The 23733-nt window shown below is 40.1% G+C and carries 24 protein-coding genes; 6 read left to right on the top strand and 18 right to left on the bottom strand.

Annotation, left to right across the window (positions count from 1 at the left end):
• Window positions 1–54 precede the first annotated feature (54 nt).
• Genes G564_RS0104470 through G564_RS0104445 form a run of 6 tightly spaced genes read right to left on the bottom strand, consistent with a single transcriptional unit; the run spans window position 55 to window position 6140 of the window.
• Window positions 55–1386 carry a DUF58 domain-containing protein gene (locus G564_RS0104470; RefSeq protein WP_029036607.1) on the bottom strand — a complete coding sequence of 444 codons (1332 nt, stop codon included), beginning with the start codon at window positions 1384–1386 and terminating at the stop codon, window positions 55–57.
• 1 nt (window position 1387) lies between these two features.
• Complete coding sequence (locus G564_RS0104465) at window positions 1388–2386, bottom strand: AAA family ATPase (RefSeq protein WP_029036606.1); 999 nt, start codon at window positions 2384–2386, stop codon at window positions 1388–1390.
• The gene (locus G564_RS0104460) at window positions 2387–3586 is read right to left on the bottom strand and encodes a DUF4350 domain-containing protein (RefSeq protein ID WP_029036605.1); all 1200 of its coding nucleotides are present in this window, start codon (window positions 3584–3586) and stop codon (window positions 2387–2389) included. It lies immediately after the preceding gene.
• Entirely contained in the window at window positions 3570–4316 is a 747-nt protein-coding gene (locus tag G564_RS18550) for a DUF4129 domain-containing protein (protein WP_051205301.1), read from the bottom strand. Before G564_RS18550 ends, G564_RS0104460 begins: the two co-directional genes overlap by 17 nt.
• A 2-nt stretch (window positions 4317–4318) precedes the next feature.
• A complete protein-coding gene (locus G564_RS0104450; RefSeq protein ID WP_029036604.1) occupies window positions 4319–5185 on the bottom strand; it encodes a hypothetical protein in 867 nt (288 codons plus the stop codon).
• Complete coding sequence (locus tag G564_RS0104445; protein ID WP_029036603.1) at window positions 5166–6140, bottom strand: stage II sporulation protein M; 975 nt, start codon at window positions 6138–6140, stop codon at window positions 5166–5168. The genes G564_RS0104450 and G564_RS0104445 overlap by 20 nt, the downstream gene beginning before the upstream one ends.
• Before the next feature lie 33 nt (window positions 6141–6173).
• On the opposite strand from G564_RS0104445, the gene G564_RS0104440 reads away from it, so the two are divergent.
• Window positions 6174–6887, top strand: a complete 714-nt coding sequence (locus G564_RS0104440) for an RDD family protein (RefSeq protein ID WP_029036602.1) — start codon at window positions 6174–6176, stop codon at window positions 6885–6887.
• Here G564_RS0104440 and G564_RS0104435 read toward each other — a convergent pair whose 3' ends face one another.
• Complete coding sequence (locus tag G564_RS0104435) at window positions 6888–7634, bottom strand: peptidylprolyl isomerase (RefSeq protein WP_029036601.1); 747 nt, start codon at window positions 7632–7634, stop codon at window positions 6888–6890.
• An 85-nt stretch (window positions 7635–7719) separates the two neighbouring features.
• On the opposite strand from G564_RS0104435, the gene G564_RS0104430 reads away from it, so the two are divergent.
• Both G564_RS0104430 and G564_RS0104425 read left to right on the top strand, forming a co-directional pair.
• Window positions 7720–8274, top strand: coding sequence for an NUDIX hydrolase (locus G564_RS0104430; RefSeq protein ID WP_316928843.1), 555 nt, complete (start codon window positions 7720–7722; stop codon window positions 8272–8274).
• A 47-nt stretch (window positions 8275–8321) separates the two neighbouring features.
• Window positions 8322–9125 (top strand): lysophospholipid acyltransferase family protein, encoded by an 804-nt coding sequence (locus G564_RS0104425; RefSeq protein ID WP_029036599.1) that lies wholly within the window; start codon window positions 8322–8324, stop codon window positions 9123–9125.
• Window positions 9126–9314: 189 nt separating this feature from the next.
• Here the strand turns inward: G564_RS0104425 and G564_RS0104420 are convergent, their stop codons facing one another.
• Together G564_RS0104420 and G564_RS0104415 are read right to left on the bottom strand one after the other, a co-directional pair.
• On the bottom strand, window positions 9315–9953 hold the full coding sequence (locus tag G564_RS0104420; RefSeq protein WP_029036598.1) for a hypothetical protein: 639 nt from the start codon (window positions 9951–9953) through the stop codon (window positions 9315–9317).
• A gap of 10 nt (window positions 9954–9963) precedes the next feature.
• Window positions 9964–10458 (bottom strand): RNA polymerase sigma factor, encoded by a 495-nt coding sequence (locus G564_RS0104415; RefSeq protein WP_029036597.1) that lies wholly within the window; start codon window positions 10456–10458, stop codon window positions 9964–9966.
• 120 nt (window positions 10459–10578) lie between these two features.
• On the opposite strand from G564_RS0104415, the gene G564_RS0104410 reads away from it, so the two are divergent.
• Window positions 10579–11889 (top strand): NAD(P)/FAD-dependent oxidoreductase, encoded by a 1311-nt coding sequence (locus tag G564_RS0104410; RefSeq protein WP_029036596.1) that lies wholly within the window; start codon window positions 10579–10581, stop codon window positions 11887–11889.
• A 58-nt stretch (window positions 11890–11947) separates the two neighbouring features.
• Here the strand turns inward: G564_RS0104410 and G564_RS0104405 are convergent, their stop codons facing one another.
• Together G564_RS0104405 and G564_RS0104400 are read right to left on the bottom strand one after the other, a co-directional pair.
• Window positions 11948–12712 (bottom strand): carbonic anhydrase family protein, encoded by a 765-nt coding sequence (locus tag G564_RS0104405; protein WP_029036595.1) that lies wholly within the window; start codon window positions 12710–12712, stop codon window positions 11948–11950.
• Between the two features lie 141 nt (window positions 12713–12853).
• Window positions 12854–13456 (bottom strand): superoxide dismutase family protein, encoded by a 603-nt coding sequence (locus G564_RS0104400; protein ID WP_029036594.1) that lies wholly within the window; start codon window positions 13454–13456, stop codon window positions 12854–12856.
• Between the two features lie 194 nt (window positions 13457–13650).
• Between G564_RS0104400 and G564_RS0104395 the strand changes: the two genes are divergently transcribed.
• Window positions 13651–14745: an AI-2E family transporter gene (locus tag G564_RS0104395; protein ID WP_029036593.1), complete on the top strand. Its 1095-nt coding sequence runs from the start codon at window positions 13651–13653 to the stop codon at window positions 14743–14745.
• A 20-nt stretch (window positions 14746–14765) separates the two neighbouring features.
• Here the strand turns inward: G564_RS0104395 and G564_RS0104390 are convergent, their stop codons facing one another.
• From G564_RS0104390 to G564_RS0104375, 4 genes are all read right to left on the bottom strand, one after another.
• Complete coding sequence (locus G564_RS0104390) at window positions 14766–15983, bottom strand: bifunctional alpha/beta hydrolase/OsmC family protein (RefSeq protein WP_029036592.1); 1218 nt, start codon at window positions 15981–15983, stop codon at window positions 14766–14768.
• 147 nt (window positions 15984–16130) lie between these two features.
• The gene (locus tag G564_RS18545) at window positions 16131–16838 is read right to left on the bottom strand and encodes a PRC-barrel domain-containing protein (RefSeq protein ID WP_156879169.1); all 708 of its coding nucleotides are present in this window, start codon (window positions 16836–16838) and stop codon (window positions 16131–16133) included.
• 27 nt (window positions 16839–16865) lie between these two features.
• A complete protein-coding gene (locus G564_RS18540) occupies window positions 16866–17522 on the bottom strand; it encodes a hypothetical protein (RefSeq protein ID WP_037373465.1) in 657 nt (218 codons plus the stop codon).
• A 158-nt stretch (window positions 17523–17680) separates the two neighbouring features.
• Complete coding sequence (locus tag G564_RS0104375; protein WP_029036591.1) at window positions 17681–18556, bottom strand: diacylglycerol/lipid kinase family protein; 876 nt, start codon at window positions 18554–18556, stop codon at window positions 17681–17683.
• A gap of 62 nt (window positions 18557–18618) precedes the next feature.
• Between G564_RS0104375 and G564_RS0104370 the strand changes: the two genes are divergently transcribed.
• Window positions 18619–19584: an App1 family protein gene (locus tag G564_RS0104370; RefSeq protein ID WP_029036590.1), complete on the top strand. Its 966-nt coding sequence runs from the start codon at window positions 18619–18621 to the stop codon at window positions 19582–19584.
• A 32-nt stretch (window positions 19585–19616) separates the two neighbouring features.
• On the opposite strand, the gene G564_RS0104365 is transcribed toward G564_RS0104370, so the two are convergent.
• From G564_RS0104365 to G564_RS0104355, 3 genes are all read right to left on the bottom strand, one after another.
• Window positions 19617–20981, bottom strand: coding sequence for a M28 family peptidase (locus G564_RS0104365; RefSeq protein WP_029036589.1), 1365 nt, complete (start codon window positions 20979–20981; stop codon window positions 19617–19619).
• 94 nt (window positions 20982–21075) lie between these two features.
• Complete coding sequence (locus G564_RS0104360) at window positions 21076–21342, bottom strand: YtxH domain-containing protein (RefSeq protein WP_029036588.1); 267 nt, start codon at window positions 21340–21342, stop codon at window positions 21076–21078.
• Between the two features lie 148 nt (window positions 21343–21490).
• On the bottom strand, window positions 21491–23707 hold the full coding sequence (locus tag G564_RS0104355) for a bifunctional alpha,alpha-trehalose-phosphate synthase (UDP-forming)/trehalose-phosphatase (RefSeq protein WP_029036587.1): 2217 nt from the start codon (window positions 23705–23707) through the stop codon (window positions 21491–21493).
• Window positions 23708–23733: the final 26 nt, after the last annotated feature.

Raw genomic sequence — 23733 nt, 5'->3', positions numbered from 1 at the left:
AGGCAATCATGAAAAACAATTCGTGAATTCGTAGCAAAAAGGAAACCTAAACCATTACAATATTCCCCTTTTTTTAATCTCCAGGTATTTGTTGATGGTATTGACAGTGAGATCTTCTGGTTTGGTGAGAATGGTCTGGATCCCATGTTTCTGAAGCTCTCTTACCATTAACCGCTTGTCATAGCTAAACTGCTCTGCAATCGCCTGATCGAATATTTCCCCTACCTTTCTGGCATCACTGTGAATGAAAGTCTCCAGTTCTGTATTCTCGAAAAATATAACTACCAGGAGATGCTTTCGTGCGAGCGCAAGCAGGTAAGGTAATTGGCGATGTAAAGCACTCAGGTGCTCAAAGTTGGTGTATAGCAGGAGCAGACTTCTCTGTGCCAGTCGCCTGTTTACGTGAGTAAACAGCAATCCGAAATCTGAATCTTTGAACTGGGTGTCAATGTTGTATAGCTTGTCCAGCAACAGGTTTAAATGAGCTTTTTTCGAACTTGCCGGCACCATATGCTCCAGCTTATTTGAAAAGCTGATGAGACCTGCCTTGTCTTTCTTCTTCAATGCAATGTTAGAGAAAGCCAGAGCCGAATTTATTGCATAATCCAGAAGTTTTAATTGCTTGAACGGCATTTTCATGGTTCGGCCGCTGTCGATTACAGAATAAACGGGTTGCGACCTTTCATCCTGGTATTGATTGACCATGAGATCTCCCTGTTTGGCAGTGGCTTTCCAGTTGATACTGCGAATATCATCTCCTAACACATAATCTTTTATCTGCTCGAATTCCATCGTGTGCCCAATCTTCCTGATCTTCTTCAGTCCGGGCTGAGGGATCTTCCGGTCGATGGCCAAAAAGTCTTGTTGTTTCATCTGTATAAAAGACGGATATACTTTGACCATCTGTTCTTTTCCGAATTTCTTGCGGCGCCTTGCGAGCCTGAGCGGAGTTGAAGCGAAAACGTTCAGGTTACCAAAATAATATTCGCCGCGCTCCACCGGTCTTAAATTGTAGCTAAAGGTAGAGGAGCTACGCCCGGGAATTTTTAAGAGCTTCGAAAAATCCCTTTTTTGAAACTGTACAGGAATCTCATCAATGACTTCAAAAGTTGCTGAAAAACCATAGTTGTTATGCAGACTCACCTGCACCTCATTCTCGTCACTGTTTGAGAACTTATCCGGAAGGATTCTTTCTGCCGAAACTCCTTTGCTTTTAAAGAGTACTACAATATCTGCCAGGACGATAAGGAAAAAGATAATGGTAAGAATCCATAGAACAGGGTATAGCCATTCAAGCCAATAGGAAAACAGGAATCCTGTCGCCAGCGAAAAGATGACAACAAAGAAGCGCTGATGCAGGTATAACGACTTAAAGAAGCTTAACAATTTATCTCGGGATTTCTACTGAATGGGTGATCATCTCAATTACACTTGATGTGGTGCTACCTTCCATTTCTCTTTCGGGGGAGAGGATAATACGATGTCCCAGTACCGGTTCCAAAACTCTTTTAATGTCCTCGGGAATGACGAAATCCCTACCATCTACCGCGGCAACAGCCTTGGAAGCATTCATGATCGCAATAGAAGCACGGGGAGAAGCTCCCAGATATAAATGCGGATGATTCCTGGTCTTGCTTACAATTTCGGCTATATAGTTAAGCAGCTTTTTTTCTACCCTTATTCCCTGAATCTGGGAACGAAGCGCCTGTAATTTTTCCGGATCGAGCACCGCTTCAATTTTCGTTTGAGGTGCAACTCCCTGCCGTTCGTGATGCGTTTGCAGGATCATTACTTCTTCGGCCAATTCGGGATAATTGACCTTGATCTTGAAAATAAAACGGTCCAGTTGTGCTTCGGGAAGGGAATAGGTTCCTTCCTGTTCAATGGGATTCTGAGTGGCGATCACCATGAACGGCAATTCCATCACATGCTGCTTTCCATCAATGGTGATCTGTCTTTCTTCCATGACCTCGAAAAGGGCAGCCTGTGTCTTTGCCGGAGCCCGGTTGATCTCGTCAATCAGGACAATGTTCGAAAAAATGGGACCGGGTTTAAATTCAAAGTCGGAGGTTTTTGCATTGAGTACAGAAGTTCCCAGCACGTCGCTCGGCATAAGATCGGGGGTGAACTGGATGCGGCTGAAGTCGGTTTTAAGCGTTTTTGCGAATAATTTGGCTGTAATGGTCTTGGCCACTCCCGGAACACCCTCAATAAGTACATGCCCGTCCGCAAGCAAACCTACGATCAACAGGTCAATGAACTTCTGCTGCCCTATGATGATCTTTGAGAGCTGAGCTTTCAGGCTTTCTACGGCCGACTTCAATTCCTCCAGGGGAATTCTATTCTCGAAAGTTATCTCCTCGTTTCTTGTTTCTTCGTTTTCCATTTAATTGTGTTTAAAGGCCTTCATCGCTTTATTCAACTGCAGCAGTTCTTCTTTGGTGACCTTATTTTGCTTTTCCAGTCGGCCCATGAACTGCCATAACTCCTTTACTTCTTCCACAGGGTTGTCGCTTAATGCTGCCAATCGCTGAAAGAAAGCATCATTGACATTCTCTGTTGAAATTCTGTAGTGGGAGCGTACGTATTCCAAAAATAAGGCAATCTTTTTGGAAGTTATACTTTTATGATCACCTCTGTCCAGGTACAAGCCTGCGATAGTACGGGTGAAATCGAGTGTTTGATTCCTTAGAGGCTTTATTACAGGGATACTTCTTTGCTTCCTTTTTCCTTCAAAGATGACAAATAAAATACTTCCAATGATCACAAAATAATAGGCCCAGCGCAGCGCTTTACTTTTGAGAATGACGAACAGCGGTGAGGTATGGAAGGTTTTTCCGGTTTTATAATAATGGTCCCAAAAGAGGGTTTTTTGAGCAGGAATATAGGCAAGAACCCTCTCCACGTATTCATGATTTTTTTCCTGCAGAAGGAAATAATTACTGAAGGCTTTCGGCATCAAATGCAGGTAGACGCTTCCTTTACCCACAGTATCTCTCAAAAAGTTGATATGTGGATCTTCAATTTCTTCTGAAGCTCCCTTTAGCTGTGTCGTCCCCAGGGTGTCCCGGGGAAGCGTATCCGGAATTGAAAAAACAGCCTGATAAGTTTCTTTGTCAAAAAGGAAAGGCTTCGGATTTTTAAGATCTGGATGAGTCAGATTCAGCAAAGGTTTTGACGAGATTCCTTCTGTAGGCACCAGTATTTCCGTCTTCAGATCAAGAGTGTCCAATATGTTTTTACTGAAATTTTCAGCAATTAAGAAGACCGTATTCCCTCGCTCTACCCATCTCCATAGTTTCTTTAATTCGTTGTCGTCAATAGCGAGATTGTTATTCAGGAAGAAATAGGTGCCTGTAATAGTGGTATCCTCCAAAAATTCAAAAGGAGGAACATTGACTCCCTCTATATTCATATCCTGCTCCTGCAGATTCTCATAAAGTACTTTAGTACCTAGTGGAATTTTATCTAAAGCCGAATAGCTGGGGCTCCAGTTCACCGGCTGTGGTTCATTTGCTTCCAGCCAGGTAAGCGTTACCAGGAGCAGCACCAGGAAGGCGAGAGTGATCTTATAAGTCCTGCTCATGTTGCGGCTCTATTAAACGTTCGGTTTTTTGATATTCATTCTTAATCTTCAAATAATCATCGGCAGTAGTTTCAAAGTTTCCATACCACACAAAATCGTAGATTCTGTTGACTCTTATAAACTGTGATTTTAGAGCAGGATCTTCAATTTCACTGAGGTAATCTTCATCGGTTTTAGCACTGTCGTAGATAACAACCTCCCTTCGGGAGAGCTGCTGTAGGATATAGAGGAAATGATAGCGTATCGCCCTTCTGTAATCTTCTTTGGAAACAGCCTTTTCAATCAATTTCTTTATGTCTCTGGTCCTTATGATCTTTTCTTCATCCTGGAAATGGAGTTCAGCTTCGGCGGGTGCTCCAAAAAGGTAATTTCCGGGGTTGATCTTTGAAAAGAGATAAAGCATTAAGGTGAGTAATAAGCCCAGTAACAGGTATGGCAAAATGTCTAGGAAAATTGCCAGCAGGAGGGGAGCTTCGTAGTCCCCGAAAAGCCAGTTGAGAAATTGCTGCCATTGGAGACGGATATATCGTTTGAATTGGGTCCACCAGGAATCTTCAGCCGTTGCTTCAGAATAATTGAAATCAGGATCCTCCTTTAAGCTTTGTATGGTCTCTTCAGAAAAATCCAAAGGTATAAGGTCTGTTTCAGCAGTTTGTACCACAGCAACCGGTCCTCCGGAAATTCCGAAGAAGCTGAATGCAAGGAAAAAAAAGAGAAACAATTTTGCCATTTTTAAGACCCCAGGTTAGAAATACGTTCATAAGATCCTGTGGCATTTTTTTGCTCATCAAGGCTGTAGTAAATAAAAGCTGTGGCAATCACCACAATTGTAGAAAGCAGGTACTGGAACAGGGATGAGACTACATTAAAGAACACATAAACCCAGTCAACAATATCTGCCGGGTTTGCTACACTGCCTTCGTGAGACGTGGTAAGGGTTTTGATAAAAATATAGATCATCATTGGAAATTGAAAGATCATACCAATGATGTAAACCAAAATCGTAATAACGAATAGCGTAAAAAAGGTATTCCACCAGTTATTTTTTATTAGATCGAATGCATATCCAATGGAATCAAAAACAGATTTGCCGCTAAAAATTAAAATTGAAGGACTGAGGGCCATTGGCACCCAGAGATAAACACCCGGTAAAATACATAATAAAAGCCCCAGCACAGTAAGAAAGCCTGCAATCAACAGGAGACCAAGCATGCTCCCAAAATTATTTTTAACTCCATGGAACACCTCGATTTCATTAACCACTCCTGCATTGGCTATATAGCTTTTTATAAAGTGGAGCACGGTATTGTAAAGCAGAACGTAAAATGCAAGCAGAGAAGAGAAGAGAATAAAGAGGGCAATAAAATACATTTCAAAATTTACTTCTGCAGTGTCGTTTAAAAATGGATTTTCGAGCAGATCCATTCCCAAATAGGAATAGTAGCCAATCGCCAAAAGCAGGATGACAAACACCGGTCCCGTTATCCTGAAAATTGTTTTAAAAAGCGGCTTAAAGTTTTGCCTGATAAACTGGAATGTATCGGAAATCACATCCCCCAGCTCTCGGTGCCGGCGGAAATCAATTGGTGTTGTGGACATTGGGAGGTCTTCTGTTTAAATAAATAGGATAATATATGTAGTAAAATAGAATTAATGCGAAAGAGGTAAGGATGATGAATATTGCGAGCCAATCGGGCATATGGGTATGTCTGGTGACGAAACCTTCAAGAAAACCTGCAATAATAAAGAAAGGGATGGTACTTATAACAATTTTAAGGCCTGCCTTTACTCCCTGTATAAAGGACGTAAGCCTGCTGTAGGTGCCGGGGAACAGCATGCTTTTCCCCACAACCAATCCTGCACAGGCTGCTACAATGATAACAGAAATCTCAATTGTGCCATGGATCCAGATAGTTCTTACAGATTCCCAGAGGAGTCCCTTCTCGTAAAAAAAATACTGAAACGAACCCAGCATGATTCCATTCTGCATCACAATGAACAAGGTACCCAAACCTGCAAAGATCCCGAAAACAAAGGCCATAAGAGCTACCCTCACATTATTGATCGTAATTCCCAGGAACATCTCCATTTCTCCCATTTTCTTATAAACCGCCATTGGATCATCAACGGCAATATTTTCCAGGGTCATGTTGATGTATGCATCTCCCAATATTGATCTTACAAATGCCCCGTCACTGGCTGCTGAAAAACTTCCTGCAGCCACAAACAGTACGAAAACCAAAAAAGCCAGCAATAACTGCTTATGGTAATGGTAGAATTCCTTCGGAAATTCCTCGCTAAAGAAGGTTATAAATCTGTTTTTTGATTCTTTCTTGTTCCTGTAGATCTTCTGATGAGCTCTGGATGCCAATCCATTGAGATACCTGAAGGTGTTGCTGTTTGGATAAAACGTCTGGGCGTAACCCAGGTGGTCTGTAACCTCCAGGTATAGTGCCGATAACTCGTTGGGCGCGACAAGAGCATTATTTTCCAGGGCGCTTTCAAATCTTTGCCATTTATCCTTATTTTGCTTTACGAAAGCAGCCTCGCGCATTCTCAGTTAGTTTGTCTCAAAGAAACATATTAAATGGATAATTTTCAAATTGAAACCGCTCAAAATATCAGTATTACCCAAAATGTCGCGGGAATAGGAGAACGCATTCTTGCTTATCTCATAGACGGACTTATAATGGTGGCGTATATAGTGGTGATGATGATGTTGATGTCGGGATTAAATGTGAGTGCAGGCAGAGAATGGCTTTTTATGTCGGTAATCCTCCTCCCTTTACTTTTATACTTTTTACTTTGGGAGAGTCTTTGGAAGGGCCGTTCTCCGGGGAAAGCAGCGCTGGATCTCCGTGTTGTGAAACTGGACGGTTCAAAACCTGCTTTTTCAAATTACCTGGTGCGCTGGCTTCTAAGGATCGTAGATATTACTATTACCAGTGGTAGTGTGGCAGTAGTCACTATATTAATAAACGGGAAAGGACAACGGCTGGGAGATCTCGCGGCAGGAACAACCGTAATTTCTGAAAAAGCAAGGGTGGGACTGGACCAAACCATACTGGTGGATGTTCCCGAAAATTACAGGCCGGTATATCCGCAGGTCACCATGTTGTCTGATAAGGATGTGAGGGAAATAAAGGAGATCTATAGAAATTCCCTGCAAAGTTCGAATTACAGGGTCATTGGCAGTCTTTCCACTAAAGTTTCTGAGCTCTTACAGGTAACTCCCGAAGAAAAACCATTACAGTTCATTAAGACAGTACTCAAAGATTATAGTTATTATACCCAGCACTAGTTACTCTATGATTTCGGCTTCTAAAATATGAATATTGGTAAGCGGCCATTCACTTTGATCTGTTTCCACCTTATTTATTTCATCCACAACGTCCATTCCTGAAATAACTCTGCCAAAAACCGTATGGTCATTGTTGAGGTGATGAGCCCCGTCTGGATCCTGGACAATGTAAAATTCATAGGGAGAGGAAGCCTTGCTTACGTTTTGTTCTACATATTTTGCTGCTGCAAGCGCACCACGTACGTGGCGGTGACCCGCATCAAATTCACTCGGTATAAGGAAATCTCCAATACGATGTCGTTTTCTGTTGGTATCAGGATTGTCGGAATTTCCTCCCTGGATCACAAATCCTTCCGACACCCTGTGGAAGAAAGTATTTTCAAAGTAATCCTGTTCCACCATATAAAGGAAATTCGCCCGGTGAAGGGGAGTGTCATAAAATAACTCGACATCAATATTCCCAAACCGGGTCTTGATACGCACCTTGTTTGCTCTGTTTTTCCTGGCGTATTCGGTATAAAAAGGAATGAGCTCTTCCTGCACCAATAAAGGGCCATCTCTTCGTTCTTTTTTCTCCTCTTCAGCTTCTACAACCTCTTCGACTTTAGTATTATCTCTTACAGCAGTATCCGGCTGCACCGGCTTTTCTAGCGGAGGTGCTGTGCTGTTTTGTGATGAAGATTTTTTATCTTCACAACTTGCAATAAGCATAACAGCACAAAATAATATCAGCAAACAGGATCTCATGGATTTCAGGGATTTTTTAAATATAAGTCCGAAATTAAGGAAAATAACGCTTCCAGGTGAAGATTCGCACATTAAATTGGCTCCTATGCTGAGACTAAAGGAGCTGGAGAATCTCAGTATTGAAAATAAAAAACCTAATGATGCTGCGGTTCTGGCTGTTTTTTATCCGGGTTTGCGAAAGGAGACAAAATTTGTGCTTATTCTTAGAAAAACATATAAAGGGGTACATTCTAACCAGGTTGGATTTCCCGGCGGCAGAGTAGAGGTAGAGGATGAAAATCTAATGCATACCGCTTTGAGGGAGACCGAAGAGGAAGTGGGAATTCCACGCCATGAAGTGGAAGTGGTTCGGGAGCTTTCCAGGCTATATATTCCTCCAAGTAATTTTTGGGTATATCCCTTTATGGGAGTAATGAAAAGGACTCCTGTTCTTGTTCCACAGGAAGATGAAGTAGAGTCTGTACTGGAAATAGAATTAAAAGATTTTTTGTGTGATTCCTGTCTCACTACTCAAACCTTAAGTACTTCATATGCCAAAGAGATAGAAGTGCCTGCTTTTATCCTTAACGGGCATGTGGTTTGGGGTGCTACGGCAATGATGCTAAGTGAAATGAAAGATATTCTTAAACAGGTGCTGTAAATATAATTAAGTATCTTTGTTTTTCTTTTTAAAATGTAAGGGAACAAATGGGGATATTGAAAAAGAATCCTTTTGGACATTATCTTTTTGTAAAAAAATGGCTTATCCGCATCTTTGGATTATTGTCACATCGTCGTTACAGAGGGTTCAATGAACTTAAAATAGAAGGTTCTGAGATCATTAAAAATCTTCCCGAAAACAACGTTCTTTTTGTTTCCAACCATCAAACCTATTTTGCCGACGTTACCGCAATGTTTCATGTTTTTAATGCAGCATTGAGCGGAAGAGTAGACTCTATCAAAAATGTAGGTTACCTGTGGCAGCCAAAGCTGAATATTTATTACGTTGCTGCAAAAGAAACCATGAACGCGGGTTTCCTCACCCGGATGATGGCCTATGCGGGAGCAGTTTCTGTAGAGAGGACCTGGAGGGAGAAAGGAAAGGAAGTTCAGCGGGAAGTAAATCCCGATGATCATAAAAATATAGGTACTGCACTTGAAGATGGATGGGTGATCACTTTTCCGCAAGGAACTACCAAGCCGTTCAAACCTATAAGAAAAGGAACCGCCCATATTATAAAACAATACAAGCCGGTAGTAATTCCAATTGTTATTGATGGCTTCAGGCGATCTTTCGATAAAAAAGGACTTCGGATAAGAAAAAAAGGAATCCTGCAGAGTTTTCAAATCAAGGAACCCCTGGAGATCGATTATGAAAATGAAAGTGTGGAAGAAATTGTTGAAAAGCTGGAGTATGCCATTGAACAACACCCTTCATTCTTAAAAGTACTTTCCAAAGAAGAGCTGGAGGCGATTGAGGAGCTTAATAAGACCAGACAATGGGAATATTAAGTGTTCAGTGCTCAGTGCTCAGTAGGCAGTAATTACTTTCTGAAAGGATCTTTTTTATACTTGATCCAACTTTTTGCCGGCAAAATCAATTGCTTCAGAATAATTTCAGCAATAATTTAAAAGGTGCTCAAAGAGGACCTTTTTAAGCTGCTATTCTTCCGAAGAAATTTGAGACTTAAAGAAGCTTAGTTATACTTCCAGCTTTTTAAGTTCCTTATAATTTCGTTTTAGGCGTCGCAGCAGGATTCCGTAGATCAACCTGTAAAAAAGCCACAACGCGAGAAGGAATATGCTTAAGATGATCAATCCGGCAATGGTGAATTTGATCCAGTCAACCATATCGAAAGTGTATTTACTGGTGTCCTGCACTTCCTGAACCATTTGATGGTTTTGGATCGAGAAATAAGCAATTACTATAGAATATAAGGCGGTTGAAATCAGGATGTACGCGATATATATTTTAACCGTACGACGTGTTCTAAGAATGTTTTTCATTAGTGTTGCCGCATCATCTGTACTGGAGATCCTTTTATAGTTTCGGTAGAAGCAGTAGATAAAATAAAAGGTGATGAGGTAGCTAACTATGTATATATATATGGTGGTTTGCTTTAAATGTAACTCATCCATATGCTCCCAGTAATTGGCATCGGCCATATAAATGCTGAGCAAAGTAGAGAGCAATAATTCTACTATGCTAATGACGAATATCCATTTTACGATTGAGGAAGACCGTTTCCAGATCATTTTATAGATATCATCATAGGAAAGGCGGGGAAGATTCTCTTCCTGCTTTTTCCAGTTTTGTTTTAAAAATTCTAGTTCATCCATCTGGTAGGTACTACGGATTCAAAATATTTCTGAGGCTCTTCTTTATTCTGTTCATCTTCACACGGGCATTAACTTCTGAGATCCCCAACGTATCTGAAATATCTTTGTAGGACTGGTCTTCCAGATACAAAAATACCAGTGCCTTATCAATATCGTTTAATTCTTTTACCGCCTTATACATTAATTGTAACTGCTGTTCTACCTCATCGCTATAAACTTCGGCTTTTATTTTGAAACTCACATCATCATAATCCTGGGTGCGAATATCCTTTTTAGATTTCCGGTACAGGGTTATGGCAGTATTTAATGCTACCCTGTACATCCATGTACTGAATTTTGAGTCTCCGCGAAACTTAGGGTATGCCTTCCAAAGCTGAATGGTTATTTCCTGAAACAGATCATTGTGGGTTTCCCTGTCATGAGTATACATACGGCAAATCTTGTGCACAATATTCTGATGCTTTTCAAGATTGGTTACAAATTCGTGTTCCAGGTGGTTCTCCACAACAATGTTTAGACCTTTATATGTAGCGAAAGTAATCTTCTTGTTACAATAAGCTTAAAGTTTCTTTACTTTCTTTATCCTGAGGAAAGCCATAACTTTGGGAGAAAATCAATTAAAATCATGAACATACCAGTTTCTGCATATCCGCGGGTAGTGATAGTTGGAGGGGGGTTTGCAGGTATTTCTATAGCAAAGCACCTTTTAAAGGAAAAGTTGCAGGTGATCCTTCTGGACAGGCATAATTACCATACTTTCCAGCCTCTCCTGTACCAGGTATCCACATCTGGACTCGAACCTGATTCAATTGCCTATCCTCTTAGAAAGATCACCCGTCACAGTAAGGATGGGTATTTTAGACTGGCTGAAGTTACGCAGATCGTTCCTGAAGAAAATAAACTGGAAACCTCAATTGGAGACCTGGCTTATGATTACCTGGTGCTTGCCACGGGCTCGCGAACTAATTTCTTCGGAAATAAAAGTATTGAAGAGAACGCCATGTGGATGAAAACTATTCCGCAGGCTTTAAATATTCGCAGCCTCATCCTTGAAAACCTGGAACAGGCAGTAATAACAGAAGATCCGGAAAAGAGAAAGGCATTACTAAATTTTGTGGTAGCCGGGGCAGGTCCCACGGGGGTAGAACTCTGCGGAGCAATTGCTGAGGTAAGAAATCATATTGTCCCACGGGATTTTAGGGATCTCGATCCTGCCGAAATGGAAATTCATTTGGTGGAAGGTTTGGACCGGGTACTTCCTCCCATGAGTGCAAAGGCATCCCGGGAAGCAGAAAAATTCCTGAAAGAGCTGGGAGTCGAGATCCATCTTAACACCATGGTTCAGGAATATGACGGGCAAACGGTGGTCACTAATAAAGAAGATTTGCGATTTTTCACTTCTACTTTTATTTGGGCTGCGGGAGTTTCCGGAGCACCTGTAAAAGGTTTAAATGCTTCGGCAGTGGTTGAAAAAGCTGACAGATATGAAGTAAATGTATTTAACCAGGTTAAAGGTTATGAAAATATTTTTGCCATAGGAGATATTGCTCTTATGCAAACGGAGAAATATCCAAAAGGTCATCCCATGGTCGCCCAGCCGGCAATTCAGCAGGGCAAACATTTAGCTATAAACCTGAAACGGATACTAAAAGGGGAGAAAATGCTGCCATTTGAATATTACGACAAGGGAACCATGGCAACAGTGGGAAGAAACAAGGCAGTTGTGGATCTTGGAAAAATGAAATTTGGAGGCTTCTTTGCCTGGTTTATCTGGATGTTTATCCATTTGTATTTCCTTGTTGGGTTTAGAAACCGTTTGATCACCTTTTTTAACTGGGTCTACAACTATGTTAATTTTGATAAAGCGTCAAGACTTATCATTCGGCCCTTCAAAAGCAACAAGAAAAATCTGGAAGTGGATCAAAAAAAGGTATAAAAAAATCCGGCTCAAAAATGTCATTTTTGGGCCGGATTTTTTTCAGTTTAGTTGTTTACTACAACCATTCTACTGTCCCGGTATCTACATTGTAATATGCTCCAACAATGTTGATTTCTCCATTGTTCACCATTTCAGCAATAATATCACTGTCTGATTTTATTTTATCGATGGTGTGTTTTACATTATTCCTTATAACCGCATCAACATATTCTTTATTTTTAACTGTTCTCTGATCTTCAGGGAAATTATCCGTCATTTCAAGTGCAGGGTCAATATGCGAAAGCATTTGGGAAATATTTCCCAGTTCTACCCCCGCAATAGCAGATTTAATGGCACCACATTCTTCATGACCCATAACAACAATAGACTTTGAACCGGCAACTTTAGTTGCAAATTCCATGCTTCCCAGCATTTCCTCATCTGCAAAGTTACCTGCTATCCGACCTACAAACAGATCTCCAAGCCCCTGATCGAATATTTCTTCTACAGGCACTCTACTGTCGATACATGATAATATCATAGCCTTGGGATTTTGTTCTCCGGCGGTTGCCTGGATCCTACCTTGTCGGTTTCTTGGGGTAAGACTGTCTTTTATAAATCTTTCATTACCTCCCTTGAATTCCGCTACCACATCGGCGGGCATGAGGGCATCACGTTCTTCTTTTGTCAAGTTAACATCTGTATCCCTTTGGGTGTTCTGTGCGGTCATTTCTGATTCCTCTGTGCGATCTACGGGTTCATTTCTTTCTTCGGCTTCCCCACAGCTTGTCAAGAGGAATAAAAATAGTAAAATAGAACTCCAATAATTAATCCTTTTCATTTGTCTCTTTTTTTATAATTAGCTATTGATAATATAAAATTTGAAAGACGGAATCCCTGTTTATGACCTGTGAAAAAGCCTTAAACCCGCAATAAAAAAAGCGGCTCAAGGGCGCTTTTCTGTTAAAATCCCTAAAGTTAATTATCCTTTTATTTCAGCACAACCTATACGTGTACCTGCATTACCGCTTGGCTGTGAAGTGTAATCATCTACTCCGTCATGTACAATAACAGATTTTCCGATAATATTTTTCGTTTCATCGTCGCAGCCTATACACCATTTATCTGTTGTGAAAGTAATACTTCCCTCGCCGTTAGAATTTACATCAAAGTTACCAATATCACCTCTGTGGTAGCCACTGACATCTCCCCATTCTCCATGATCTTCAAAAGTAGGATTCCAGTGCCCTCCGGCCGAACTTCCATCATCGGCAGAACAATCGGCATTTTCGTGAAGATGAATCGCATGCATTCCTTCAGACAATCCCGATAATTCAGCAGTCATAGTAACTTCTCCATTTTCCTCCTTAAATGTTACCGTGCCCGAAACATTGCTGTCACTTCGGGGTTCCATTCTCAAGGATAATTCGCGGCCTTCCATGGTATCATCAACTCCAGCTTCTTCTTCCCCCTGAGTTAAATTAGTATGTTCGTCCACACGGTCTGCTGCGGTTTGATTTTCATTTTTGCATCCGGTAAAAATAAGGGCTACAGAAACTATTAAGCTTATTCCTATGTTTTTCATTATTGAAAATTTTGATTAGTAAAATCTAAATTATTGTAAAAGGCTCCTACTGCCAAAAAATTAAGGAGAGCTTAACAATAACAGGCTTTCAGTTGAGAATTTTTTGTTAGAAAGCTACTGTTTCCCTGGTGACCAAAAGAACAATTTGAGGAAATTCCTTATCTTTTTTCTAAAATATCAAAACACCAATAGAAATGAAATTTGAAAAAATAAGGAAGAGTAATCAAATTTTCATTTTTATCGCCCTCATAATTGCTGCACTTTACTATGGCGCTTCACTCTTAGTACCTTTCACTTTTGCAGTTTTTTTTGCTGCCCTCATTTATCCTCTTGTTACCTGGTTGGAAAAAGGTGGACGTACCGGGAAAATGTTGTCTTCTTTCATTGGAACCTTTGTTGTTTTTATTGGAGTGGGGCTTCTTATATTCTTTTTTATTCGGCAGTTGGGCGTTTTTCTTCAGGATATTATTGAGAGTCGTGAACAGGTGATGAATTATTTCTTTTCTATGCAGCGGAAAATGGCCGATATTACAGGTTTTTCCCTTGAGCAGCAGGACCAAATGTTGCGGGATAGTGTGATGCAGATACTTAATGTGACCCAGTCTTATGTCTCCGGAATCCTTGCAGGAGTTACTGGCATGCTTCTTAATTTTTTACTCGTGTTGATCTTTATTTTCCTCATCCTTGTAAACCGGGAGAAATTTATGAAGTTCTTGATGATGTACGTCGCACCCGATAGGAGGGAAGAAACAAGAAATATTATTTCCAAAACCAGAGTGGTTGCACATAAATATCTTTGGGGCAGAGTGCAGGTGATGATCATTCTTGCAGCTATGTATCTGGTACTTTTCACCGCTTACGATCTTCGACATACAGGTTTACTCATTTTATTTGGCGCTCTAATTACAATTATACCCTATATAGGACCCTTTATTAGTGGAACTATTCCTATTCTGTTTTTGGTGATCTTCGGTGGCACTTCTGGAGAGATTATATCCTTTACCATCATCATCGCGATCATACAGCTTATTGAGAGTTATGTTCTCGAGCCATTGATTATTGGGTCAGAAGTAGAGCAGAGTCCATTGTTTATAATTTTAGCCATTCTTTTGGGTGGGATCATATGGGGTCCCGCCGGTTTGATCCTCTTCGTGCCACTGTTTTCAATTTTAAAGATCTTATTTGATCATACCAACGGTATGGAGCCAGTAGGTTATTTACTCGGTTACGACAGACCGGGTGCTGGAGAAAATTGGATAGATAAGATCAAGAAGAAATTCAAGAAATGAGATAGAACTGACCCCCCTTTTTATTTAATTTTTCTGAGATGTGTAGAGATACCAACTTTGTTCGAAAGGGTTCTATGCACCGGACATTTATCGGCTATTTCGAGAATTTTTTGCTGCTGTGCCTCATCAAGATTCCCTTGCAGAACGATTTCTCTTTCAAATACATCTATTTTTGATGTATTTCTTTCACAGCTTTCACAGTCCTCGGCATGAGTTTTTTTATGGTTTACGTGGGTTTCCACATTTTTGAGAGGCCATTTTTTTCGTCGGGCGTACATTTGAATGGTCATGGAAGTACATGCAGCCAATCCCGCCGAAAGAAGTTCGTATGGCGAAGGACCAAAATCTTCTCCTCCAAAAGAAACAGGTTCATCGGCGGTCAGGTAGTGCTTTCCTGCTTTTAATTGGGTGGTATAGCCTTCCTCTCCAAGGTTCGCTACGACCTGGTGTTTAGTCTCGAGATCTTTTTCCTCGGGAATCTCCAGATAACGAGATGCCCAGGATGCAATAACTTTTCCTGTGTACCCGGAATCCTTTTTATTTGAAAGTAAATGATCTGCCCCGTCAAGAGAAACAAAACTTTTTGGGTGTCTTACTTTTTTATAAAGCGTTTCGGCATTGCTTATTTCTACAACATGATCCTGGGGAGAATGCATGATCAAAAATGCCTTCTTCAGCTCACTGGCAAAATCTGAAAGATCATGATTATTGATGTCGTCTAAAAAATCCTTTTTTATAGTAAAATTTCTACCTCCTACATTTACTTCGGCTATACCGTTTTGTTCAATTTCCTCGAGGTTTGATCTGAGCAGATTTTTCACATGCACGGGAGAAGAAGGTGCACCTATGGTAACGACGCTTTTTACTGAAGGTAACTTGGCTGCAGCAAAAATAACCGCAGCACCTCCCAGGGAGTGTCCTATAAGCATTTCGGGAGCTTTATATTCCCTTTCAAGAAAGTCTGCTGCCGAAAGCAGGTCCTGAACATTTCCTGAAAATGTAGAATCTCCAAATTCCCCGTCACTCTCTCCCAGACCTGTAAAATCAAATCTTAATACTCCATATCCTTGAGCAGATAAGGCTCTTGCTATATTCTTTACAGCAAAGAAGTTCTTGTTACAGGTAAAGCAATGGGCGAATAAAACATAGCTATGTGGATGAGTGTTAATAGGAAGGTCAAGATATCCTGCAAGTTCGAGACCTTCAGAATTTTTAAAGTTAACCCTGGAGTAATTCATACTTAAAGTTTTGTAATTAAAAAAAGGCTATTCAAAACGTATATTTTATTCTCAGCTACTCATCGAAAAAAAATGTTATCTTCTTCAATGAATTAATTTAGAATAAAATGACTGTTTTAAATAGCCCTGTTTTGTTGAAACAGATATCTATCTGTTATCACGATATCTGGTACGGTCGAATTCTCCTCTGTCATAGAAAGAGTCATCTTCCGGAATTCTACCGCTATCTCGTCTGTCTGTAGTTCTTCCAGTATCTCTACCGGTTAAGTTATCACGGTCGCGATCTGTATGATCACGATCTGTTATTGTGCGATCTCTGTCGCTAAGAGTTGTATCACGATCTCTGTCAGCTTCCTGCATTCTTCTTCTTTCGGCGTCTAGATCATTATCTCTTCGATTGTCTCTGTCGAGATCACGATTATAAGATTCAAGTACTACAACCTCATAATCCCTGTCTACGTCATAACCTTTTTCCATTCTTTTGGTTTCGGCAAAGGTTCTGTGATTTATCTTATCTGTATAGACGTACTTATCATCAACATTTAACCTTGCCAAACCTATTGGAAGGATAAGGTGGTTTTCCCCGTCACGATTAATAAATTCGTGAACTTCACTCGCAGGATTACCATAAGGATCATGATTTGCATCAATGATAGATTTATCTACCTCGACGTCGAGGTAAACTACTCTCTTTTTCTCTTTACTTACAAGAAGATTGTCTACTTTTCCAACTACTCTGTTGTCAACATCTTTAACAGGCCAACCTCTTACATCCGGGTCGTCGCTGTCTACTTTAAAATCTGATAACTCATGTAAGTAATACAAATGTTTTCTATGTTCTTTTCTATCTGCCATAATTCTGTCTGATTTTAATATTATTAATTAGCTCATTTTTCTCAAAACATCGCCTGCCTCGTCAAAAAACTTTTTAATCTGATCTCTTTGCTGAAGGGTTTGAGTCGAAGGTTCAATATTCTGAACCGCGGTTTTTACCTCCTGAACATCTGAAGAAAGATTAGGAAATTTTTCCTTCTGCATCTTTTCAATCACATTCGCCAGTTTAGTGCCGGCGTCTTTAATCTTGTTTGCATGTGTGGTTGCTGAAGGATCACGCTGAATGGCCTGTGCATCTTGTCTTATGGCCTGCATATCTGCACTAATGTCATAATTCATTTCATTTGCCTTGGCCTGTACAGCATTCATTAATTGAATGATAGCATTATTAGTGTATTGGTGATCTACCCCCATTCTGTTATTATCAGAGATATAACTGAGATAACCTTCAACACCCTGACCTGTGGCCGACATGGTGTCTCCCTGGGTATTCCAATTTGTGGTGTCAGTTTCCGTATCCCAGGTGGTAGTATCTGTGTCATCTTCCCACACTGTGGCTCCTTCTACCTGTTCTGTAGTGGTATCATCCATGTCATCGTTATCGTCGTCTGCAAATACAAAGAAGTATAAGAGAGCCAGAATAACTAAGGCCAGGATGATCCAGGGCCAAATTGGTTTCTTTTTTTCGATCTTAATCTCTGCCATAATATTTCTTTTTTATTAGTTAGATTATACTTGATTCTAAATTACTGATTTTGACCCCTATTTTAATTAAGAGCAGCCTAAAGTATTGTTAATTAAGCATTAAAAGGGGGTATTGACTAGCGTAATGTCAGCGAATTAGGAAAGGAATCGAATATTTTTCATGGAACCGCAATTCTCATTTTAATAGGAGAGATTCGCGCTTTAACTTCCCTGATGTCACCCCTGTATTCGCCGTCTATTTGGAAAGGGATATTCTTATTACTGGTTATTTTCGCCTCTACAGCCGGAATTATTTCGAGGAATTCTTCACTCAATTCGACATTCTCTCTAAAAGTCTGAAGAATTTGAGGAATATTAAATTCTTTAAAAATGAGAATCTCGAACCTGCCGTCATCATAGTGCCCATTGGGATTGATGTTTGCTCCGGTACCATATTTTTGGGCATTTGCAATAGCAATTAACACTGCTTTGCGCGTAATTTCCTTACCATCGGCTTCAATTTTGAATTGAAATGGAAAATCACTCTGTATCAAGGTGGGGATAGATTGAATGAGATATCCGAGTTTTCCCCTGATGTTTCCTTCCTGGTAATTTTTTATTAAAGCTGCATTTAGACCTATATCACTAATATGAAGGCAATATTCATTGTTTACCAGAATCGTATCCAGCTTTGCAAATTTATTTCCCAGGGCTACTTCTGTAATTTCAGATATATCTGCGGGAAGGTTAAAATTTTCTGCCAGTCCGTTGGCAGAACCGGCGGGATATATTCCCAGGGGAATAGAATCATCCTGAAGAATTTCTGCAATGAGCTTTATTGTCCCGTCCCCTCCAATTGACAATATCCTTTGTGGATCAAAATCTTCGATCTCTTTTTGCAGTGCCTCTTTATCTCCTGTTCCCCTGGTTAGGAACAGGCGAGGTTCAAGATTTTTTTCCCTGATGATCCTCTTAACTTCTTTTATGAGTACAGATTTGTCTTTGCCTCCCGAAATAGGATTGACCACCATTAAAACCCTGCTAAAATTGGTCATATAATTGAGCTTGTGCCTAAAAATAATTAATTTGGGAGGGAATGGCGTTAAATAAAATTAAAATGAAATTAGACCTTAAATTATACAGGGGTTATGTAAATGACCAGGAGCTGGTAGTTTTTGGGCATGTTTTCGATTCCTGGGCACCAGATAAATATGAGATTGACCGTAAAGGATACCGGCATGCCAAATCTGTATATAAAATGTTCACAATAAATCCAATTAAAAATGCCAGGATTAAGCTCAACTTCAGAGATCTGGAGGTTGAAACAAAAACTACAGACGATGGATATTTCAGGTTTAATCTTCCTTACAATAAATTTCTGGAAAGTGGATGGCATCCTTATACTGTCACCTGTAAAATAGGGGAGTTCGGAATTGTCGAAAAAGGAGAGCTTTTAAAACCATTTAAAAGTAAACTCGGCATCATTTCAGATATTGATGACACTTTCCTGATCTCTCACACTCAAAACTTTTTTAAGAAACTCTATGTGATCCTTACCCAAAATATTGATAACCGGGAGGTGTTTGATGATGTTGTGCCACACTATCAGGCTTTAAGTAGGGCCGGGCAGGAAGAAGAAGGAGAATTCAACTCCTTCTTTTATGTTTCCAGCAGTGAGTGGAACTTATATGAATTTATACTTCAATTTGCCCGAAAACATAAATTACCCAAGGCTGTAATTAAACTAAAAAGTATAAAAACAGGTCTTGGAGATTTTCTTTTTACCGGTAGGGGAGGGCACGATCATAAATTCATAAAAATTAAGGATATTATTTCGTTTTATCCACAACTCCAATATGTCCTTATGGGGGATGATTCTCAGCATGACCCATACCTTTATGAAAGGATCGTCAAGATGTTTCCTTTGAACATCAGGGCTGTCTACATAAGACAAACTTCAAAAAAGCAAAAAGATAAAGTAAAGAAGGTCCTTGATAATATAGAAGACCTTGGAGTTGCTGCCTGTTATTTTGAGGATAGTGGAAAAGCAATTGCTCATTCCAAAAAAATAGGGATCGTTTAGAGATCCCTATAAGTTCAAAATTTTCAAAAAATTTAATCCCTGAAAGTCGTGGAAGGAAAAACAATCACACTTTCATTTCCATTTTTGCCTACACTGGCAACTCCAAAGAAGAAATTATCAATTACGATTCCTTCAAGGGTAAAACTGTTAACATCTCCCACAAATCTGGAATGCTCCCATTGTGGGGAGGTAGTATCCCGCCAGTATATTTTGTAACCGGCAACATTTTCACCTTGAACCTTGTCCCATTTCAGTTTAGCCGATGGTTCCACGATTCCGCCAATGGCAACATTTTCCGGAGCTGGAGGAGCCCATGCAAGACTTGCCATATTTATTGCATTCACAGCTGTTAATTTGGCAGCATAATCAAAATTCACATGCTCAATAACATCCCCGTATTCAATTCCATTTTCTGTACGTATATCCTGATGTTGCTGGGTATAATTCTCGTGGGCTTCCATTATCCTTATTCCAGCGAAGCCAAGATCATTGAAGGGCCTGTGATGCCCTCCCCGCCCAAAGCGGTCAAGCCTGTAAACCATCATAGGATTCATTTCGGGCATATAGGTTTCTGTTGTCCGGTGCACATAACGAGCCAGCTGGCGTGAAATTCCGTCTACTTCGCCCCCATAGTACCTTCTCATATTACGTTCTCTTTCTGTTTCGGTCGGAGGAACAGGTTCCGAAAAGATCCTGAAGCTCCGGTTGTCTATGACACCGTCTACTCCTTCAATATTCCCTATCATGTCATTATTAAAGACCCCGATAATATCCCAGCCATTTTCTTTTGCCATTTTAGCAAATCCTTGTCCGCCAAATAATCCCTGTTCCTCTCCCGATAAACCGAGGTAAACAATACTACTTTCAAAATTATATTTAGAAAGCACTCTCGCTGCCTCCATGACTCCGGCCATTCCACTGGCGTTATCATTTGCTCCGGGAGCGTCTGTAGTAAAATCCATAGTATTACTCGCACGGGAATCGATATCCCCGCTCATTATGATGTATCGGTTTGGATATTTTGAGCCTTTTTGCACTGCCACTACATTAACCACCCAGGCATCCTTGGGCACACGGTTTCCATCATCTTTTGTGACAAAATCCTTTTGATAAAAAACATCCAGACAATTATTACAATTTTGGGAGATTTGATCAAAATCGGCTTTTATAAATCTTCTGGCAGCTCCAATTCCACGGGTGGTGGAAATTGTATCACTAAAAGTATTTCGGGTTCCAAAACCTGCCAGTCTACGTATGTCTGCTTCAATACTGTCTGCCGAGACTGCTTCTATGATGTCATAGATCCTTAGATCTACCTGCGGAGGAGCTGTTTTGTTTTGAGCAGTAATGGTAAGACCTACAAAAAATAAGGTAGTAAAAAGGGCATTTTTGAGCATGGTATAATTTTATAAATATTGATTTCCCAAAGTAATAAAAATTGGGCATAAAAAAAGCTGCACAACGGCAGCTTTATTAGAAAGGATCTTTTATCTAGTAAATGATCTTGTCATCTCCATCCATAGTGTTTTCCATTTTTTTGGATTGACCTCTCATTTTTGCCTTTACAGAATCATATCTGTGGGAAAGATTATCGGCCAGATCATTATATTTACTTTTAGCCCCGTACATATATTCGTTGCTTTTATCTGTAATGTTTTTTCTGGTATCAGTTCCTTTTTTAGGCGCAAATAAAATACCTGCAATAGCACCAATTGCAGCTCCTGAAAGTATTCCTGCTATAAATTTTCCTGTTTTCATGTTTGACTATTTTTTCTAATTGATAATGGTTAAAAATATATGCTAATATACTTCTAAATTAATGGTATGTAAGAGAATGCCTAGTTAAGGTTGATTTAAAAAATTCACGTTTTTTGGCTGATATTTAACAGCCATTATACACTTCGACTTAATAGGTGAGGCTTGAAAATTCCCGTAGCAACTCTCTCACCTCGTCTACGTCTTCAATAAAATATTTAGCTTCTGTTTTATTTCTTCCTACTTTGACAGAGACAGTTTGATCTGGCAATTCTCTAAACAGGTATTCATCTGTCCAGTCATCCCCTATTGCGAAGATGAAATCGTATTTTTCCACCAGTCGTTTATTAGCTGCCTTTCCTTTATTTACTCCACTGTTTTTGATCTCCAGTACTTTATTTCCCTGTAACACACTTAATCCGTGATTGGAGATCATGTCCATAAGAACAGCCGAGAGTTCATTCGCCCTAACTTCACCGAGTTCGGGATTGGCTTTACGGTAATGCCATGCCAGGGAAAAATTCTTTTCCTCTATAAAAGTACCGGGAGTACGATCTACAAATGTTTCTAAAACCGGTCTTACTGTAGTCATCCAGCTGTTATTTAAATTTTCTGTAAGTTCCCATTCCCCGTTCGCCGGCCTGTTCCAAACACCGTGTTCGGCGATAAGTTCTACGGGTACATTTTTCCACCAGGTTCCCAAGGTTTCTTTATCTCTACCGCTAATGAGAATCACCCGGTTATTTTTTTGCTCTCCCAGGCGTGTGACAAGCTCCAATAGTTCGGGATCGGGGTGTGCGTCCTCCGGTTTATCTACAAATTTTCTCAGAGTACCATCATAGTCCAGAAACATGATCCTGTTTTGAGCTGCACTGTATTTGTCAAAAAGATCTTTTTTAATATTGTCAGTCAGAGCAATACTTTTAAAAGATGTTCTTGAAGTTCTGGTCTCTTTAAGACTCTTCATGAAGTCTTTTGCCCAGCGTTCTACGTTATATCTCTTCAACCTTTTCTGAAGCACCTTGTTGCGTCGTATCTGTTCTTCTTTTGGCATTTCAAGGGCCATTTTCATCGTATCAACAATTTGCTCGAAATTGTTGGGGTTTATGATGAGTGCTTCATTTAACTCATGTGCAGCACCAGCCATTTCACTTAAGATCAACACTCCTGTCTGGTCTGTGCGGGTAGCCACATATTCTTTTGCAACGAGGTTCATACCATCCCGGGTAGGAGTAATAAGAGCCACATCACTTGAAGAATAGAGATCTATAAGATTTTCAAATGGCATTGACCTGTAAAAGTACCAGATAGGCGTCCAGTTGATGGTGGCAAACTGGCCGTTAATGCGACCAACCAGTTCATCGATCTCTTTTTTAAGTAATTGGTATTGTGGTACATTAGTTCGGGACGGGACTGCAAGCATAATTAGCCTCACCTTTTCCTGATATTCCGGATATTTTTCCAGGAAATACCCAAACGCTCTTATACGATTTGCAATTCCTTTGGTGTAATCAAGCCGGTCAATAGAAAGGATAAGTTTGGTGTTGCGGGTAACATATTTGTGATAATCCAGTTTTTTCTGAATATCTGAATTCTCACTTCGTGGCTGATTCTTGTGCTCTTTGGCCGATTGGTAAAATTTCTTATAATCTATGCCCATTGGAAAAGAGTCTGACCGCACGATCCTGTTACCAATATTGACACTATTAAAATTGATGTCATATCTAAGAATTCTATTGACAGATCTTAAAAAGTGTCTTTCATATTCATAGGTGTGAAAACCAATCAGGTCTGCACCCAACATTCCTCTTAAGATTTCTTCTCTCCAGGGAAGGGTTCTAAACACTTCTGAAGATGGAAAAGGAATATGATTAAAGAAGCCAATAGTAACATTAGGTTTCTTTCGTCTGATATATTCGGGTAGCAATAGTAACTGGTAGTCGTGAACCCACACCACGTCGTCGTCATCCAGACGGTCTATGACAGCTTCAGCATATTTTTCATTTACCTTTTTGTAAGCCTCCCAATGATCGGGATCGAATTCGGTAAATTCCATAAAATAATGGAAAAGGGGCCAGATGGTTCTGTTGCTGAAGCCGTAATAGAATTTTTCTATTTCTTCAGAAGTTAAGGAAACAGGAACACAGCTCTGATTTTTTACTTCACGATCAATATCCTCCCGTAGCTCGGGAATAATATCTTCTTCGGCAATTCCTGTCCATCCAATCCAAATGCTGTCACCTTCCTCATGAAAGCTCTTAAGGCCTGTTGCCAGGCCTCCTACACTCGGTGTGACTTCTAAATCATTGTTTTCGGTAATATTTATTTGTAAGGGTAGGCGATTAGAGATAATTATTGTTTTGCCCATAATGTTTTTTCAGCACGTTCTATATA

Origin of the sequence: Salinimicrobium xinjiangense DSM 19287, from assembly GCF_000423585.1 — a bacterium.
Lineage (GTDB): Bacteria > Bacteroidota > Bacteroidia > Flavobacteriales > Flavobacteriaceae > Salinimicrobium > Salinimicrobium xinjiangense.
This window is presented reverse-complemented; position numbering and strand designations above follow the sequence as displayed.

Bases quoted from the DNA above. Each gene is read 5' to 3' on its own strand.
- G564_RS0104465 (WP_029036606.1), bottom strand. From the start codon at position 2,386: ATGGAAAACGAAGAAACAAGAAACGAGGAGATAACTTTCGAGAATAGA.
- G564_RS0104460 (WP_029036605.1), bottom strand. From the start codon at position 3,586: ATGAGCAGGACTTATAAGATCACTCTCGCCTTCCTGGTGCTGCTCCTG.
- G564_RS18550 (WP_051205301.1), bottom strand. From the start codon at position 4,316: ATGGCAAAATTGTTTCTCTTTTTTTTCCTTGCATTCAGCTTCTTCGGA.
- G564_RS0104450 (WP_029036604.1), bottom strand. From the start codon at position 5,185: ATGTCCACAACACCAATTGATTTCCGCCGGCACCGAGAGCTGGGGGAT.
- G564_RS0104445 (WP_029036603.1), bottom strand. From the start codon at position 6,140: ATGCGCGAGGCTGCTTTCGTAAAGCAAAATAAGGATAAATGGCAAAGA.
- G564_RS0104440 (WP_029036602.1), top strand. From the start codon at position 6,174: ATGGATAATTTTCAAATTGAAACCGCTCAAAATATCAGTATTACCCAA.
- G564_RS0104435 (WP_029036601.1), bottom strand. From the start codon at position 7,634: ATGAGATCCTGTTTGCTGATATTATTTTGTGCTGTTATGCTTATTGCA.
- G564_RS0104430 (WP_316928843.1), top strand. From the start codon at position 7,720: ATGCTGAGACTAAAGGAGCTGGAGAATCTCAGTATTGAAAATAAAAAA.
- G564_RS0104425 (WP_029036599.1), top strand. From the start codon at position 8,322: ATGGGGATATTGAAAAAGAATCCTTTTGGACATTATCTTTTTGTAAAA.
- G564_RS0104420 (WP_029036598.1), bottom strand. From the start codon at position 9,953: ATGGATGAACTAGAATTTTTAAAACAAAACTGGAAAAAGCAGGAAGAG.
- G564_RS0104410 (WP_029036596.1), top strand. From the start codon at position 10,579: ATGAACATACCAGTTTCTGCATATCCGCGGGTAGTGATAGTTGGAGGG.
- G564_RS0104405 (WP_029036595.1), bottom strand. From the start codon at position 12,712: ATGAAAAGGATTAATTATTGGAGTTCTATTTTACTATTTTTATTCCTC.
- G564_RS0104400 (WP_029036594.1), bottom strand. From the start codon at position 13,456: ATGAAAAACATAGGAATAAGCTTAATAGTTTCTGTAGCCCTTATTTTT.
- G564_RS0104395 (WP_029036593.1), top strand. From the start codon at position 13,651: ATGAAATTTGAAAAAATAAGGAAGAGTAATCAAATTTTCATTTTTATC.
- G564_RS0104390 (WP_029036592.1), bottom strand. From the start codon at position 15,983: ATGAATTACTCCAGGGTTAACTTTAAAAATTCTGAAGGTCTCGAACTT.
- G564_RS18545 (WP_156879169.1), bottom strand. From the start codon at position 16,838: ATGGCAGATAGAAAAGAACATAGAAAACATTTGTATTACTTACATGAG.
- G564_RS18540 (WP_037373465.1), bottom strand. From the start codon at position 17,522: ATGGCAGAGATTAAGATCGAAAAAAAGAAACCAATTTGGCCCTGGATC.
- G564_RS0104375 (WP_029036591.1), bottom strand. From the start codon at position 18,556: ATGACCAATTTTAGCAGGGTTTTAATGGTGGTCAATCCTATTTCGGGA.
- G564_RS0104370 (WP_029036590.1), top strand. From the start codon at position 18,619: ATGAAATTAGACCTTAAATTATACAGGGGTTATGTAAATGACCAGGAG.
- G564_RS0104365 (WP_029036589.1), bottom strand. From the start codon at position 20,981: ATGCTCAAAAATGCCCTTTTTACTACCTTATTTTTTGTAGGTCTTACC.
- G564_RS0104360 (WP_029036588.1), bottom strand. From the start codon at position 21,342: ATGAAAACAGGAAAATTTATAGCAGGAATACTTTCAGGAGCTGCAATT.
- G564_RS0104355 (WP_029036587.1), bottom strand. From the start codon at position 23,707: ATGGGCAAAACAATAATTATCTCTAATCGCCTACCCTTACAAATAAAT.